This is a genomic window from Neisseria zoodegmatis, from assembly GCF_900187305.1.
Taxonomy (GTDB): domain Bacteria; phylum Pseudomonadota; class Gammaproteobacteria; order Burkholderiales; family Neisseriaceae; genus Neisseria; species Neisseria zoodegmatis.
On sequence record NZ_LT906434.1, the window covers coordinates 1067726 to 1084187 of the forward strand.

Genomic DNA, 16462 nt, shown 5'->3' on the forward strand with positions numbered 1-16462 from the left:
AATTTTTTTTTAGAATTCAAGTGAATAAGGTTTTTTTTAGCCGCGAAGTTGCGCCCCCGCACTTTCAGCCGCTTTGATTAACTCTGCTATAAGAGGCTCTACGGCTTCGTCTGTAAGCGTGGCTTCCATATCTTGCAGCATGATTTTCACTGCCATACTCTTCATGTTGTCGGGCAGGCCGGTGCCTCGGTATACGTCGAACAGGGCGATTTCCTGAATCAGCGGGCTGCGGACGCTGCTTAACGCGGCATGCAGTTCGGCATAGCCGGTGCTTTCCGGCAACACGAAGGCCAAATCGCGGCGGGACGGTTGGAATTTGGAAACGGGCCGGTAAACGGTTTTTTCTTGTTCCAATACGGCAGCCATATCTACTTCGAAAACCAGCGGAGCTTGGGGCAGATCGTATTTTTGCAGCCATTGCGGGTGCAGTTCGCCGATGAAACCGACCGTTTTTCCGTTGATTTTAATTTCTGCGGTGCGGCCGGGGTGCAGGGCAGGGTGTTCTGCTTTGACGAACTGGGCATGTTTGCCTGCCAGCAGTTCTTCTACGTCGCCTTTAATGTCGTAAAAATCGACCGGGCGGCTTTTTTCGCCCCACTGCTCGGGCAGGGCAGAGCCGTACACCAAGCCGCCGATGCGTTCGTTTTGAATGAAACGGCCGTCTGAATCTTTGCGGAAAACGCGGGCGATTTCAAACACGCGCACGCGGTTTTGTTTGCGGTTGAGGTTGTTTTGCAGGATTTCTACCAGCCCGCCGATAAGTGTTGAGCGCATCACGCTGTATTGTGCGGCCAACGGATTTTGCAGGCGGATAGGATGGCTGTTGGCTGCAAAATCCTGCTCCCACTGTTCATTTACGAAAGCATAGCTGACCACTTCTTGATAAGCGCGTGCGGCCAGTTGACGGTAAACGTCAAAGCGCGGACGGCGGGTTTCGGGCAGCGCCATCATTTTCAGACGACCTGAAGTGTAATCGTCGGGAATGTTTTCGTAGCCGTACACACGGGCGATTTCTTCAATCAAATCGGCTTCGATTTCAATGTCGTAGCGGAAGCTGGGCGAGGTAACTTGGAGGCCGTCTGAAATTTTTTGCGGCTGTAAACCAAGTGAAGCCAAGATGTTTTCGATGCGTGCTTCATCTATGGCTACACCGAGCAGTTTGGCAACACGTTTGGTGCGAACCGATACCGTTTTACGCTCGGGCAGTTTGCCGACGGCTTCTACGATTTCGCCAGCTTGGCCGCCGCAAATCTGCAAAACCAACTCGCTGGCACGTTCGATAGCGTCGCGTTGCAGTTCGAAATCGACGCCGCGTTCGAAGCGGAATGATGAATCGGAGCCAAAGCCGTATTGGCGGGATTTTCCGGCAATGATTTCAGGTGCAAACCAAGCCGATTCCAGCACGATATTGCGGGTGCCGTCTGAAACTGCGCTCGCTTCGCCGCCCATCAAGCCGGCCATGCTCAATGCGCCTTTTTCGTCGGCAATCACTAAGGTGTTGTCGGACAAGGTAACGGTTTTTTCGTTCAAACAAGCCAACGTTTCGCCTTCGGTAGCGCGGCGAACGATGATGCTGCCTGAAAGTTTGTCGGCATCGAAAACGTGCATAGGCTGGCCGATTTCCAGCATCACATAGTTGCCGATATCTACCAGCGCGGAAATACTGCGCACTCCGCTGCGGGCCAAGCGTTGCTTCATCCAGTCGGGCGTGGCGGCTTGCGCGTTCACGTTTTCAATCACGCGGCTGAGGAAGCGGCCGCAGTCTTCGGGCGCATCAATGCGTACGGGCTGGATTTTGCCGCTGTTGATAGAGGCCGTCTGAATTTGAGGTTGACGGAATGCACAGCCGGTTAAAGCTGCGGTTTCTCGCGCTAAACCTTTGATGCTTAAGCAATCGGTGCGGTTTGGCGTGATTTTCAGTGTAAATACGGTGTCGTCCAAGTCCAGATAATTGCGGAGGTTTTCGCCGACGGGTGCATCATCAGGCAGAATGTGCAGACCGTTAACGCCGTCGTCGGGCAAGCCCAGTTCGTCGGTAGAACACAGCATGCCGTTTGAAACCTGACCGCGCATTTTGGTCGGCTTGATTTTGAAATTGCTCGGCAATACCGCGCCCGGTAAGGCACAAGGTACTTTGATACCCGGCTTCACATTCGGTGCGCCGCAAACAATCTGAATCAGCCCGCCCGTGCCTGCATCGACTTGGGTGACGTTCAGGCGGTCGGCATCGGGGTGTTTTTCTACCGATTTGACTTCGGCAACTACTACGCCTGAAAAGGCGGGCGCGGCAGTTTCGGCTTCTTCGACTTCGAGGCCGGACATGGTCAATAAATGGCCGAATTCATCGGCTGAAAGATGGGTATCGGCTTGGGTTTTGAGCCACGAATAAGAAAATTGCATGAGTTATCTCTTTATATATCATTAACTTGGATATAACTACATAACGGTTTGGGTTGCTTGATTGTGTAAATCCGGCATATCCCATTTGTTTTGTATTTTTTAAGTGGAAAAATGTTAGTGCTACATCATGATGAATACGGCCAGTATGCTGTAAGCGCAAATAAAGCAAATCATGAATGCTGCTTTTTCTTTATGGTGAAAATAAGGTAAGAAAAAGCTGGCGCATAATCCTGTGATTCCACCTACCAAAATGCTCCGGCTTCCGTATTCACTCCAAATCAAAGCTTGTTCAATTTCGCCTGTGCCGATTTTTAAATCGGCTAATTGTGAAGAACGATGTGCACAATAGAAAGCAAAAATGAGCAGGGCTGATGTCAGTAAATAGAGCCACAGCCATATTTTTTGCATGGCATTACTTAAACTGTTTCAAAAAATTCAAATCGTTATCAAAGAATAAACGCAAGTCGTTGACGCCGTAGCGCAGCATGGCGAAGCGGTCGAGGCCGATGCCGAAGGCGAAGCCGGTGTAACGTTCGGGATCGATGTTGACGTTGTTCAACACGTTGGGGTGCACCATGCCGCAGCCACCGACTTCCAGCCATTTGCCGTTGTCGCCCATGATGTCGATTTCGGCGGAAGGCTCGGTGAAAGGGAAGAAGGAAGGACGGAAACGTACTTGCAGATCGTCGCGCTCGAAAAAGCGGCGGATAAAGTCGGTAAACACGGCTTTAAGGTCGGCAAAGGTTACGCCTTCTTCCACCCATAAACCTTCGGCCTGATGGAACATGGGCGAGTGGGTGGCATCGCTGTCCACGCGGTAAACGCGGCCGGGGGCGATGATGCGGATAGGCGGGTTTTTCTTGTCCAGCATGTAGCGGATTTGGATCGGCGAGGTGTGGGTGCGCAATACGTTGCCGTTTTCTACATAGAAGGTATCCTGCATGGCGCGGGCAGGGTGGTTTTGCGGAATATTCAGTGCTTGGAAGTTGTGGAAATCGTCTTCGATTTCAGGGCCGTCGGCAACCTCGAAACCCATGCCGTGGAAGAGTTCGACCACGCGTTGAAGGGTGAGGGTAACGGGATGCAGGCCGCCTGAGATTTGGCTGCGACCGGGCAGGGTAACGTCCAGCGCTTCTGCGGCAAGGCGGGCTTGCAGCTGGGCGGCATTGAGGGCATCGCGTTTTTCGTTGTAGGCCGTCTGAAAACGGTTTTTGCATTCGTTAATGTGGGCGCCGACGGTTTTGCGCTCTTCGGGCGACATTTGTCCGAGCTGTTTCAAGAGGGCGTTTAGCTCGCCGGTTTTGCCCATATAGCGGGCTTTGACTAATTCTAATGCTTGAAAATCAAGGGCTTCGTTAACGGCTGAAATGCCTTCTTCAACGATTCTGTTTACATTTTCCATGATGTTTAATTTATTTTCTGTGTTCCGGCGCGACGCCTGAGAGGATTGAGAAGATTAACAAACAAAGGCCGTCTGAAAACTGTTTCAGACAGCCTCGAAGGCGTTCCGCTTCAATTTTAAAGGTGGCTATTGTAACGCAAATTGCGCCTAAAAAACAGCGTGCTAAAGCAAAAAGCGAGGTGCGGTTTATATGAAAAATGATGGTTGGTTTTTTGATGTTTGGGTGTATTTGCATTGTGTAAGTTCATGAATTTTATATTGATTGTTGATTTTCGGCCGAGTGATGCTTGATGCGAAGCAAACCGGCCGTTTTTGTTGTGGTGGCAAATGATTTTCAGACGGCCTTTGAGGTGAATTGCTGCTTGTTGCAAATGTGCAAACATACTGAAAATTCCAAAGAAATATTTGCATGATTACGTCATTGATGGTAACTTTTGTTTTAATTTGTAATAATAAATAAAGTTACTTTTACAAATTGGGTTGTTTGTTTTGATTGATAAAATAAATATATAAAACATATTGTTGTTTTAATTTTGTGGTTTTATTTGTGTCGAGAATATGTTTTTATCTTATGAAATAAAAATATTTGAATAAAGTCGGGATGATCGAAATGGTTATTTGATTAATATTTGTTTAAATTTGTTAAATATCGTTTAGATTGTTTTGATTTTTTGAGATTTTTATTTTATCTATTTGTTTTATATAAAAAATAATTAATTAACATTACGGAGAGTTTTAAAATGTCTAGTCAGATGATTATTTCTGTGGGCAAATTGGATGGCGGTAGCCGCTTTACTGATGCAGAGGGTGTTGCCCGATACAGCGTGAAAAAAGGTTCGGGTGAGCCTTTGTATATCCGGGCGGATCAACATGTTGCTTATCAATTGGCGGATGCGGACACCGGATTGATGCCCGAAAACATTGAATTGGTGCAAATGGGCAATCATTTGCATATCCGTGCAAAAGGCTCCACATCTGCCCGGCCGGATATTGTGATCGAAGATTACTATATTTATGTAAAGCCCAATGGTGTCGGTAAGGTTTTTGTTTTAGATGCCGGCGGTAATGCTCATTATTATGCTTCGGAAGTGCCTGAAACCACTTTATTGGCGGAAGAAGTAACGGTTAACCGTGCTTCTTCAGGTGGTGTAAATAAATTGGCTCTTGCGTTAGGCGGCTTGGCCGGTGCCGGTTTGATTGGTGCTTTGGCGGGCGGCGGCTCGGGTAAGTCTTCGGGAGAAGCTTCTGCACCGGCTCAGAGCAACAAACCTGAACAGGTCGTGAAAAAGGAAGAAAAAGCCCAGCTTGGATCACTGCCGTCTGAATCTGAAAAGGCGCTTGTTCATGAAAAAGAAGAGGTAGCAGGCAACCGTTTGGAAGTTGCTGTGAATGAAGCACCGGTAGAAAAAAATAACTTTGTTGAGGAAGTTGCTGCTGATAAGGCAGAAGTTGCAGCCAATCAAACAGAAGTTGAAACTAAGCAAGTAGAAGTTGTTGCCGCTAAAGAAGAAGTTGCTGTCAATAATGAGATGCCGTCTGAAATTGTGGCTGAAGTTAAAGCAGAAACCGAGCCTGCTCCGAAGACAAAAATTTCAGCTCCTGCCGCAGAAGAAGCTCCGCTTGTTGCTGAAACGGATTTAACTTCTAAGCTTTCGGAAACAGAAAAGCCGGTTGAGGTTGCAACAGTCGCTCCCGTAAAACTTGCCAGCGATGCTGCGGCTATCTCTCCCGAATCTTTAGAAAAAGTGGGCAATAATGACACCGAAGCCGTTGAAGTACGTTTCGGTAAAGACGGCCATTTTTATATTTACCAACACAAAACATACGGCAAATACATCGATGCGGCCGAATTCGGCACCGACTCAACGGGCAAGACCGATAGTTTGGCTGCCATTAATAATGCTTTGACGGCCGCGCACGAAGAAAAAGTGGCCGTGCGCTTGAGCGGTAATCTGTATATTTCCGACCAAATTGTGTTGAATGAAAAAAATGCCGGCGTTACCGGTATTTTCGGTGATGGTATGGGTAAGACCGTTGTGTCTTTTGATAAGGCGCAAAAAGGTGTTTATAACCCCAATAGCAATGACGATGATGTGCGCGAGTTTGCCGGTATTTTGGTGGACGGGCAGAGCAATAAAACCATTGCCGATTTGTCGGTTAAATACACCAATCCTGATTTTTACCGCAAAGGGCAAAGTTATTTCGGCAAAGTAAACGGTATTTTGGTTAATGATGCCGACAACACCTTGATCAGCAAGGTGGAAGTTTCCGGCGCAAACCGTGCCGGCGTGTTTTTCACGTCAACTCAGACTTTGCAGAAAGACCCAGAAAGCACTAGAGGCAGAACCTATAAAGCCAGATTGATTTTGAAAGAAGTGGACGAGCATTACGAAAATCTTCCGCTAGGCGAAAACAACCGTATTGTCGATAGCTACTTGCATCACAACCGGGTAGCGGGAGCGTTGGTCGCTTATCAAAAAGATTTTTTAGCCAATGGCAACAAGCTGGCTTGGAACGGCCATGAGGCAGATGGAGGCACGGGATACGGTATTGCCAGCATGGCAGGTAGCTACAACTATGGCATTACCTATACCAACAATAAAACCGACCACAACTACCGCAAAGGCTTGGATGTTCACGACGGCGACGATGTTGTGATTAAAGACAATATGTTGATAGGCGACAGACTTCACGGTATTGCTGTGTACAACCGTCAATTTACGATGGATAACGTAAAAATTACTGATAACACCATTATCCAAGACCCAAACTTCCGTTTGGCGGTTAATGACAATCCGAAGTACACCTATCACGGCTATTCCGGTATTCAATTGCAGACCAATACCCAATTCAGAGATTTAGGCAGCAGCGATACGGGTAATTTTGAAATTCGCGGCAATACCATTAAGAATTTGGATGTATATAAGAATGCCCAGCATACCTACGGTATTGAATTCCGCAACCATGAGCAGAAGATGCATTATAAGTTGGACATCAGCAATAATGTGATCGAAGGCGAATCCAGCAAATATATGATTGCGATTATCAACGATACCCGTGACCGCCGTACTGGAGAAAAAGGCCCGGGCGCCAGCGATATCAATATTTCAGGCAATAAAATGAACATCGGGTCGATTTTGCCGGGAAATATGGCCGTATTTATCAACGAGCAGAGCAATAACGGTAAGCTTCGCGGCAAAGTAACATATGATGACAACAGCCTGATCATACGCAAACATTCAGACGGCAGTATGGAAGGTATTCAGATGATCGGTAATGCCGAAAGCTATCATGTAACCAACAACCAGTTTGAAATCCACGGCACTATGAACAAGCCGTTGATTAGTGTGTTGGGCCGCGCCGGTAATGAAATACCTGAACTGCATGTAAATGGCAACGACATTATCACCGATCTCAAAGGCGCGCTTTACCGCAGCTGGATTGAGCGCAGTAAAGCCGATGTTTTTGCCGATGGAAACACTCACAACAATAAACCGTTGGGCAAAGTGCAGCACATTAACAAGCCGGCAGCGGGTTTCTCGCCTGAAGACGAAGAGAGCGCAGCTGATGTGCAATGGGATATCGGTACCGACAGTATTTCCGGTGTGCCCGTGCATCGCGATGCAGGCAGTATGGCGCCTTCGGTTCGTTCCGAATCGGTAGTATTGGGAGAGGACGATCAAGATGATGAACTGTTTGCAGAGTCTCATCACGCTCCGGCATTGGACGATTTGCTTTCCATTGCCGAACTGAATCTTTCCGGCTTGCTGGGTAAGCAAAACCATGCTGCCTTTGCCGATAGCGTTATCGTGGCGGAATACAGGCAGTCGGCGGATATGCAGGCAGAGCAATGGCAAAGCGAGGTATCGGCGTATATCGTTTAAGTTTTGGTAAAAGGTATGGCGGCATGATGGGTAACAAACATGCTGAGACCTTTGCAAAACCCCCATCTGCGGCGCATTTCTGCGTTGTGCGCTGCCCGCTCGTTTGTCTATCTGTATGATATGTCTGCACTCGCTGTGCTGCTACGCCTTGAACTGCATCCACATCTGAGGATTTTGCAAAGATCTCATGCTTGCTGATGCCGATAAAGTGACAGCCGAAAACGGAATTATCTGTTTTCGGCTGTTTTATATGGATATTTCAGTGTTCAGAATAGGTTGCGAAAGAGATGTACCGTCATCATGCCGAGCGCCGTTAGGATGAGCGAACCAAACAAGTGCAGCGAAGAGACGGCTATGGCTGCGCCCCAACGCTGCGAGTTCAGCATGTTGACCACTTCAAGGGAAAAGCCTGAAAACGTGGTTAGGCTGCCTAAGAATCCGGTAATCAGCAGCAAGCGCCAATGCGGATCGATGGAAGGAAACAGTTCGGAAAGGGCGGCTATGATGCCGATAATATAAGCTCCGATCCAGTTGGCAGCCAGCATACCGAAGGCGAACCATGAAAATGTGTGAGCGAACCAATGGCTCAATGCCCAACGCAACAGAGCACCCAAAGCAGCGCCCATCACAACGGCGGAAAGGTTGACCGGCATTTTGTTTTACCTTTATGAACGACATATTGGGAAATCATCGATTGTGAGATGTACAGCCCATGAAATCAGATTGATGATTATCCAAAACTTGAGGCCGTCTGAAAAGTTTCAGACGGCCTCAAGTGTATTTCAATCAATCGTTACGAGCGGCTTTAAAGCTTCAGGTATTGACTCGGCAAGCCGCCGCAACTAATTGATCGAACCGGTTTATTTATTTTCCTGATACCAACGGATAAACGCATCGGGTTTGGCAAAGCCGAGCAAAGCTTCGCTGCGGCTGCCGTCGGCACGGAGAATGAAAATACCCGGCGGGCCGAACAAACCGTATTCTTTCAGCAGAGCCTGATGTTCGGCCGTATTGGCGGTTACATCGATTTGGAAGAAGCGGTTCATGCCCACAGCCTGATGCACTTCGGGCTGGTTCAGCGTGTAGGCCGCCATTTCTTTGCATGAAATACACCAGTCTGCGTAAAAATCAAGCAGTACGGGCTGATTGGGGTTTTGTTGCAAAGCGGCCTGCATTGCGGCTTTCAATTCGTTTACATCGGTATATACCTGCCCGTGCGCACTGGCAGAATCGGCGGCGGGCGGCGTGAGGGTCAGGAAGTGGTGCAGGGCGGTGCTTTGGCTGTTGGCGCTTTGATAAGCAAACCAAGAGCCGCCTGCCAGCAAAACCGAACCTAAAATCAGCGAAACGGTTTTCAGACGGCCTGACTGCTTGCGCATGCCTGCCAAGAGCAGACCGGCAGGAATAATCATCAGCAGGGTGTACAGCGCCACCACCAGCAAATACGGAATATAGGGCGTGGCAAGGTAAACGGCGACGGCGAGCAAGATAAAGCCGAAAGCGTATTTGATGCCGTCCATCCAGCCGCCGGCGCGGGGCAGGATATGGCCGCCGAACGTGCCGATGGCAATCAGCGGAACGCCCGTACCCAAGGCCAGAGCGTAGAGTGCAATGCCGCCCAAAGCCGCATCACCGGTTTGGCCGATGTAGCCGAGTGCAAAAGCCAGCGGCGGCGCGACGCAGGGGCCGACAATCAGGGCGGAGAGCATGCCCATCACAAACACCGAAGCGATTTTGCCGCCGCTCAGTTTGCTGCTTTGGTTTTGAAAGTAGCCTTGAATGGAAGCGGGCAGTTGCAGGGTGAACACGCCGAACATCGACAAGGCCAACACCACCATCACAGCCGCAGCAGCCAGCACTACCCAAGGCTGTTGCAGCCATACGGTCAGCAGCGCGCCGGTCAGTCCTGCGGTAATACCGACCAAAGTGTACGTCAGCGCCAAGCCCTGCACGTAAACCATAGACAAGGCGAAGGCGCGGCCTTTGGAGGCGTTTTTATCGCCGACCACAATGCTGGAAACAATCGGCAGCAGCGGATACATACAGGCGGTGAAACTCAAGCCCAGTCCGGCGACAAAAAACGCCAATAAATTGGCGCCCAGAGTATCCCAAGAAAGCTTGAAACGGCTGGTTTCGGTGCTGTTTCGGGTTGGTGTTGCGGCAGGGCCGTCTGAAACCGGCATGGGTTGCAGAAAGCGGTTTTTGCCGGAAGGCGGTGCGGCTGATTCGGGCTGATACAAGCCTTTGCCTTTGATGTCGAACGCCGTTTCCGTGGGCGGATAGCACACGCCCGCTTCCGCGCAGCCTTGGTATTTCACGGTCAGCCGGTAGTTTTGCTGCGGCTTGGCGTAAGGCCAGTTAACCTGCGCGGCGTGGTGGTAAACCGTCTGCTTGCCGAAAAATTCGTCTTCTTTCTCTTCGCCTTTGCTGAATTGTGCGTCGGCGAGCAAGCCTTCGGGCGAGGTTTCGGCCGAGATTTTCGATTGGTAGAGGTAGTAGCCTTCGGCAACGGCAAACTGCACATTGATGCCCTGATCGGTTACATTGACTTGGGGAACAAAAGCCTGCTCGGGCGGCAGCAGCTTAGACGCGTCCACTTGGGCGAAAACGCTGCCGGCCAAACACAGCCATGCGGTAAAGAAATAAAGTAGCTTTTTCATATCGGATTTTAAGGTTTGGGTATTCAAATAATCTTCTGAAGCGGAATGTGCAGCCGCAGTATTAAGCGGCATACGTAGAAAGAGACGGATAAGGCTGCCGATTCTTACAAGCAATATTCCAACCCGTATTTTTCAGACGGCCTCAAGGTTGCCAAAGGCCGTCTGAAAACATGGCGGCACAGGAAATACTTATTTTTGTTTCATCACCTGCTGTAAAAACTGTTTGGCGCGCGCGTGCTTGGGATGGTTGAAAAACTCTTCCGGCTCCGCTTCTTCGATGATCTGGCCGTGATCGACAAAAATCACGCGGTCGGCCACTTCGCGGGCAAAGCCCATTTCGTGGGTAACGCACATCATGGTCATGCCGCTGTTGGCCAAATCCTTCATTACGCGCAATACTTCGCCGACCATTTCGGGATCGAGAGCGGAAGTCGGTTCGTCAAACAGCATCACGCGCGGTTCCATCGCCAAGCCGCGGGCAATCGCCACGCGCTGCTGTTGGCCGCCGGAAAGCTGGCCGGGCATGGCGTCTTTTTTGTGTGCCAAACCTACGCGCTCCAGCAGCTCCATCGCTTTCTTTTCAGCTTGGGCGCGGCTTTGCTTTTTCACTTTCATCGGCGAAAGAATGATGTTTTCCAACACGTTGAGGTGCGGGTAAAGATTGAAGTTTTGGAATACAAAGCCCACTTCTTCGCGCACTTTGTTCAAATCGGTTTTCGGGTCGGCTACGTTCATGCCGTCCACCCAAATTTCGCCGCTTTCGATGGTTTCGAGTTGGTTAACCGTGCGGATCAGGGTGGATTTGCCGCTGCCCGAAGGGCCGCAAACCACCACCACTTCGCCTTTTTTGATTTCCAGATTCACGCCGTTGATAACGTGCAAGTCTTTGAAATGTTTGTGTACGTTGATAAATTTAATCATTATGTTGTTAATCCAGTGTATTCAGACGGCCTTGGCTGAAAGATGATTGCTCAATGCCACGTAAAGCTCGGGCGCGATGTGTTCGGCGCGGTCTTGCGGGTTGATGCCGACGGCCTGCAAATCTTCGTCTGTGGTCATGTCTTTCAGATTGTTGCGTATGGTTTTGCGGCGCTGGTGAAACGCGGCTTTAACCAGCTTGGAGAAATGCTCGAAATTTTCGGCTTTGCCGATGCGGTGTTTCACCGGAATCATGCGTACCACGGCGGAATCGACTTTCGGCGCGGGGTCGAACGATTCGGGCGGCACGTCGATCAGCATTTCCATATCGAAAAAATATTGCAGCATCACGCCCAAGCGGCCGTAGTCGTTGGTTTTCGGCTCGGCTACCATGCGCTCGACCACTTCTTTCTGTAACATAAAGTGCATATCGATCACATCGTCCGCCACTTCGCTCAGGCGGAACAGCAGCGGCGTGGAAATATTGTAGGGCAGGTTGCCGACGATTTTCTTTTTGCCCGGCACGCTGTTGAAATCAAACTGCAAAACGTCGCCTTCGTGAATCACGAGCTTGTCGGCAAAAGGCAGGGTTTTCAGACGGCCTACAATATCGCGGTCGATTTCAATCACATGCAGGCGGTTGAGTTTCTGCGCCAAAGACTCGGTAATCGCCGCCAAGCCGGGGCCGATTTCGATCACCGTATCATCGGGCTGAGGGCGCACGGCGTTAACGATGTCGCGGATGATGCGCGTGTCTTGTAAAAAATTTTGCCCGAACCGTTTTCGGGCTTTGTGTTCTTTCATGCTGCTTCTTCAAGATTCGTTTCGAGTGCGTATTGTAGCGCAAAATGCCCTGTCGTGCGGCGGGCGGCAGGCATAAAACCGTGCGGGTGTCTATTCTCTGAACGGAGTCTAAACATTTGGCCTTGAAAGGTTTATGATGCGGGCAGATGAAAGGAAGAAATATGAACCTTTTCGATACGCGCAGCGTAACATTTGCCGAACCGATCGAGATGCTTTATGCCTGCCACGGCAAAGTGCGCCGTTTTTGCAGCCAGCTTGAAGTGTTGCCCGAATATCTGGCGCAACACGGCTGCAACGAAACCGTGTTGCAGGCGGTTAAACAGATCAGCCAGTATTTCAACGTGGCCGCGCCTTTGCACCATCAAGACGAAGAAGACGATTTTTTTCCGCTGCTTTTGCAATATTGCCCGCAGGCTCAAGAAAGCATTCATGAACTGTTGAGCCAGCACGACAGCCTGCATGAAAACTGGGCGGCGGTAGCGCAGGAGTTTGCACGTTTGCAGGCCGACCATAATTACGGTGTGAACGAAGTGGTGCTTCAGCGTTTTTGCGCCGCCTATGAAGCTCATTTGGCTTTGGAAGAACCGCTGTTTGAAATGGGCAGGCAGATTCCGCAGCAGGCATTGGCGGAGATAGGGCGGAAGATGGCAGCAAGGCGCAAGGCTTGAGATGCAGGAGTAAAAGCGGTTTGTATCTTTGGATAAAATGAAAATTGCTTGAGGCCGTCTGAAAGCGAATTGTGCGAACTTCGTCAAAGCGGGTTTTGGGGGGCTAAATTTTTTCAAGCCGCACACAGATTTCGTAGGGGCGGATTGCATATCCGCCCGATGCTTGAAATGAGAAAATATTTATTTCACACCCATGAACCCCTGCTCGCAAATTGAAGCAAGCTGTTACCTATTCGACGCTCATTACAAAACCCTACCGTAGGGGCGGATATGCAATCCGCCCCTACGGTTTTCTTGGGTATGAATATCTCGGAATGGCGGCTGACTTATGCCAAGGCTTGAGGCCGTCTGAAACCCGTTTGGCGGTTTTTCAGACGGCCTCAAGCAACCTAAGCCATTAAAAAACAGCGTAGTGCAGGGCGTGCGCTACGCTGTTTTAAATTCACAGAGCAAACGGCTTACTCTTTTCTCAGAGCCTTGGGCAAAACAAACACAATGCTTTCTTCCACGCCTTCGCCTTCGCGCACGGTGTCGTGCCCCCAGCTTTGAATGGCGGCAATCACTTCCTGAACCAATACTTCGGGTGCGGAAGCTCCGGCGGTTACGCCTACTTTGTTTTTGCCTTCAAACCATTCGCGCTGCAAATAGCCCGCGTTATCCACCATATAGGCATCGACACCGCGCAGGGCGGCCACTTCGCGCAAGCGGTTGCTGTTGGACGAGTTGGGCGAGCCGACCACGATTACGATATCGCATTCCGCCGCCAAATCTTTTACCGCTTCTTGGCGGTTGGTGGTGGCGTAGCAGATGTCTTCTTTGTGCGGGCTGCGGATGTGCGGAAAACGCGCTTGCAAGGCTTCGATGATATCGCGGGTTTCGTCCACCGATAGAGTGGTTTGGCTCACATGGGCGAGCTTTTCGGCATCGCGCACTTCGAGCTTGGCAACATCGTCCACCGTTTCTACCAGCAGCATACTGCCTTCGGGCAGCTGCCCCATCGTGCCTTCCACTTCGGGGTGGCCGGCATGGCCGATCATGATGATCTGATAGCCTTGGCTATCCAAACGCGCCACTTCTTTATGCACTTTCGTAACCAGCGGGCAGGTGGCGTCAAACACCTGAAAACCGCGCTCAACCGCTTCATCCTGCACGGCTTTCGATACGCCGTGGGCGGAATAAATCAGCGTTGCGCCTTCCGGCACGTCGGCAAGGTCTTCGATGAACACCGCGCCTTTTTCGCGCAGATTGTCCACCACGAATTTGTTGTGCACGACTTCATGGCGCACATAAATCGGCGCGCCGAATTCTTCCAGCGCGCGCTCTACAATGCTGATGGCACGGTCAACGCCCGCGCAAAAGCCGCGGGGGTTGGCCAAAATAATGGTTTTTTTCGTCATGATGGTGTTTGCTTCACAATAATGTTCAGACGGCCTTAGCGGCTTTTTCTTCTTTATCGCCGGCTTTTTTGTGTTTGAAGCCGTCGAGTATCAACAAGGCTGCGCCCACGCAGATAAAGCTGTCGGCCACATTGAACGCCGGATAATACCAGTTTTGCCAGTAAACCAACAGAAAATCAACCACATGGCCGTGAATCAGGCGGTCGATAACGTTGCCGACGGCGCCGCCGATCACCATAGCCGCACCGAGTTTGCCCCATTTGCCGAAATCGTCTTTCACAATCCCGCGGGCAAGGTAGAAGCTGATGACCACGGCCAGCCCCAAGAAAAAGTATTTCTGCCAGCCGCCTGCGTCCGCCAAAAAGCTGAACGCCGCGCCGGTGTTGAATACCAGCGTTAAATCAAAAATATGCGGAATCACGTTCAGGCGTTCGGCAAACTCAAAATTCTGCAACACGGCAACTTTGGTTATTTGGTCGAGAACGATGGCCGCCGCAACCAGCAGCCAATATTTCATTTTAGAAGTTTTCTGAGTGGTCATGTGTGTGTAATGCACGGGAATCAAAAGCCCGCATTTTACCTGAATCGCAGCAACAAGGGGCTAATTTGCACACTTTGGCAAAGCAGTATGGTTTCAGACGGCCTTTAGGTATAATTCAGGCCGTCTGAAAACATTTGAAACATCGGAAACACCATGGCCGCATCACCCGAAGCCAAATATACGCAAGAAACCGTATTATGGATCAAGCACCACACACCCAAATTAATGACATTCGCCATCACTCGCCCCGAAGCCTACCGCTTTTCCGCAGGCCAGTTTTCACGGCTGGGCTTTCGTGAAGGCGAAGGCTTTATCTGGCGCGCCTATTCCGTTGTTTCCGCCGAATACGCCGACACCCTCGAATACTTCGCCGTATTGATCGAAGGCGGCCCCATGTCGGCCAAACTCGCCGCGATGAAAGAGGGCGATACTATCCTGCTCGACAAAAACGCCACCGGCTTCCTGCTGCCCGAGCGCTTCCCCGACGGCAAAGATTTGGTAATGCTCTGCACAGGTTCCGGCATCGCACCGTTTCTATCGATTTTGGAACAGCCCGAAATCTGGCAACGCTTCGACCGCCTCGCCCTCGCGCATTCCGTTTCTTACGGCAACGAATTGATTTTCAACGACCGCATTGCCGCCCTTGCCGAACACCCGCTGATTGAAGAGCATTTCCACAAACTGCATTTCGTACCCGTCGTAACCCGCGAAACCACAGCAGGCGCACTCGGCAAACGCCTGCCCGAACTGTTAAACAACGGCGAACTCGCCGCCGCATTCGATATCCGGTTCACCCCCGCCGACACCCGCTTCATGATCTGCGGCAACCCCGCCATGGTCAAAGACACCTTCCAAGCCCTGCTCGACATGGGCTTCGCCATGCACCGCAACCGCACTCCGGGGCAAATCATGATGGAAAACGGGTTTTAATAAAATAAATCAATGAATATAAAGATAAAATAATTTTCAATAAGATAAATTCCCTACCTTTTACCTAACTTTTACGCTCGCTTGAAAATCGAAAAACGGGCATAAAATCATTTTCAGACATGGGCGGATTGGCTGATTGCACGGTTGACCCATTCATTCAGGCTGATATTTTGCGCTGCCGCTGCCGCCGCCGCTGCTGCATGGGTTTCAGGGCTTATCCGCACATTAAAGCGGCCTGAATACTGTTTATACGGCTCAATGCCTTTTTCTTTGCACACATCGAGAAAAACCGCCAAACTGGCTGCGCCCTCTTTGTGCAAGTCTGCCACATTATCGGCGTAAAAATCCGCCCCGCCGTTAAGACCGACAAACTCGCCGCGCAGCAACTCGGTTTCAGGGTCGTATTGAATAATGGCTTTATGGCCGTTGATTTCCATTACATTGTTCATGGCTTTACTCCGTTTTCTTCCAACCATTTACGCACGCTCGCAACCGCGCCTTTATCCGTATCAAGGCTTGGATGCGGCCTATGAAACACTTTCACTTGCCCGAAAAGGATTACGGCCACACGACTACCTTCCCTTTCTTGTATTTCCGCGCCCAATTCGGCAAACAGAGCCTCAATATCCGCCCATTTAATGCTGCCGGATACGGGGCGGTTGAATATTAAAGCAAGCGTTCTTTGGTGTTTCTTTTTCATAAAAACAAAATGGCACTAATATTTAGTACCATTCTAAAACAAGGCGGAGGGGTTGGCAAGCCGTAGTCTGCATAAAACCCATACAAGGGTGTGTGGCGCAGCCACGCACGCGGTTTTGCAAAGGTCTCAGCTTGTCTACTTTTTACTCAAAAACAGCC

Annotated in this window: 15 protein-coding genes; 4 read left to right on the forward strand and 11 right to left on the reverse strand. The window is 50.3% G+C overall.

Going from position 1 to position 16462, the window contains the following annotated elements:
• Window positions 1–36: 36 nt before the first annotated feature.
• The 3 genes from pheT to pheS all read right to left on the reverse strand — a co-directional run bounded on the left by pheT (window position 37) and on the right by pheS (window position 3802).
• Complete coding sequence (gene pheT, locus CKV66_RS04940) at window positions 37–2400, reverse strand: phenylalanine--tRNA ligase subunit beta (protein WP_085363886.1); 2364 nt, start codon at window positions 2398–2400, stop codon at window positions 37–39.
• Between the two features lie 120 nt (window positions 2401–2520).
• Window positions 2521–2808, reverse strand: coding sequence for a hypothetical protein (locus CKV66_RS04945; RefSeq protein ID WP_085363885.1), 288 nt, complete (start codon window positions 2806–2808; stop codon window positions 2521–2523).
• A 4-nt stretch (window positions 2809–2812) separates the two neighbouring features.
• Window positions 2813–3802 (reverse strand): phenylalanine--tRNA ligase subunit alpha, encoded by a 990-nt coding sequence (pheS, locus tag CKV66_RS04950; protein ID WP_085363884.1) that lies wholly within the window; start codon window positions 3800–3802, stop codon window positions 2813–2815.
• A 740-nt stretch (window positions 3803–4542) separates the two neighbouring features.
• Between pheS and CKV66_RS04960 the strand changes: the two genes are divergently transcribed.
• Window positions 4543–7686 carry a right-handed parallel beta-helix repeat-containing protein gene (locus CKV66_RS04960; RefSeq protein WP_231990525.1) on the forward strand — a complete coding sequence of 1048 codons (3144 nt, stop codon included), beginning with the start codon at window positions 4543–4545 and terminating at the stop codon, window positions 7684–7686.
• 39 nt (window positions 7687–7725) lie between these two features.
• A complete protein-coding gene (locus CKV66_RS12865) occupies window positions 7726–7884 on the forward strand; it encodes a lipoprotein signal peptidase (RefSeq protein ID WP_095197842.1) in 159 nt (52 codons plus the stop codon).
• Window positions 7885–7952: 68 nt separating this feature from the next.
• Here the strand turns inward: CKV66_RS12865 and crcB are convergent, their stop codons facing one another.
• The 4 genes from crcB to rsmA all read right to left on the reverse strand — a co-directional run bounded on the left by crcB (window position 7953) and on the right by rsmA (window position 12068).
• On the reverse strand, window positions 7953–8339 hold the full coding sequence (gene crcB / locus CKV66_RS04970) for a fluoride efflux transporter CrcB (RefSeq protein ID WP_085363881.1): 387 nt from the start codon (window positions 8337–8339) through the stop codon (window positions 7953–7955).
• 207 nt (window positions 8340–8546) lie between these two features.
• Window positions 8547–10346, reverse strand: coding sequence for a protein-disulfide reductase DsbD (dsbD, locus tag CKV66_RS04975; protein WP_085363915.1), 1800 nt, complete (start codon window positions 10344–10346; stop codon window positions 8547–8549).
• 189 nt (window positions 10347–10535) lie between these two features.
• On the reverse strand, window positions 10536–11267 hold the full coding sequence (locus CKV66_RS04980) for an amino acid ABC transporter ATP-binding protein (RefSeq protein WP_085363880.1): 732 nt from the start codon (window positions 11265–11267) through the stop codon (window positions 10536–10538).
• Window positions 11268–11288: 21 nt separating this feature from the next.
• A complete protein-coding gene (gene rsmA, locus CKV66_RS04985; RefSeq protein WP_085363879.1) occupies window positions 11289–12068 on the reverse strand; it encodes a 16S rRNA (adenine(1518)-N(6)/adenine(1519)-N(6))-dimethyltransferase RsmA in 780 nt (259 codons plus the stop codon).
• Window positions 12069–12229: 161 nt separating this feature from the next.
• Here rsmA and CKV66_RS04990 point away from each other — a divergent pair, with 161 nt between their 5' ends.
• Window positions 12230–12736: a hemerythrin domain-containing protein gene (locus tag CKV66_RS04990; protein WP_085363878.1), complete on the forward strand. Its 507-nt coding sequence runs from the start codon at window positions 12230–12232 to the stop codon at window positions 12734–12736.
• A 458-nt stretch (window positions 12737–13194) separates the two neighbouring features.
• On the opposite strand, the gene ispH is transcribed toward CKV66_RS04990, so the two are convergent.
• Window positions 13195–14133: a 4-hydroxy-3-methylbut-2-enyl diphosphate reductase gene (ispH, locus tag CKV66_RS04995; RefSeq protein ID WP_054598759.1), complete on the reverse strand. Its 939-nt coding sequence runs from the start codon at window positions 14131–14133 to the stop codon at window positions 13195–13197.
• 25 nt (window positions 14134–14158) lie between these two features.
• Window positions 14159–14674 carry a signal peptidase II gene (gene lspA, locus CKV66_RS05000; RefSeq protein WP_054598760.1) on the reverse strand — a complete coding sequence of 172 codons (516 nt, stop codon included), beginning with the start codon at window positions 14672–14674 and terminating at the stop codon, window positions 14159–14161.
• A gap of 153 nt (window positions 14675–14827) precedes the next feature.
• On the opposite strand from lspA, the gene CKV66_RS05005 reads away from it, so the two are divergent.
• Window positions 14828–15604, forward strand: a complete 777-nt coding sequence (locus CKV66_RS05005) for a ferredoxin--NADP reductase (RefSeq protein ID WP_085363877.1) — start codon at window positions 14828–14830, stop codon at window positions 15602–15604.
• Window positions 15605–15717: 113 nt separating this feature from the next.
• On the opposite strand, the gene CKV66_RS05010 is transcribed toward CKV66_RS05005, so the two are convergent.
• Window positions 15718–16053, reverse strand: coding sequence for a type II toxin-antitoxin system HicB family antitoxin (locus tag CKV66_RS05010; protein WP_085363876.1), 336 nt, complete (start codon window positions 16051–16053; stop codon window positions 15718–15720).
• Window positions 16050–16304, reverse strand: coding sequence for a type II toxin-antitoxin system HicA family toxin (locus tag CKV66_RS05015; protein WP_085363875.1), 255 nt, complete (start codon window positions 16302–16304; stop codon window positions 16050–16052). Before CKV66_RS05015 ends, CKV66_RS05010 begins: the two co-directional genes overlap by 4 nt.
• Window positions 16305–16462: the final 158 nt, after the last annotated feature.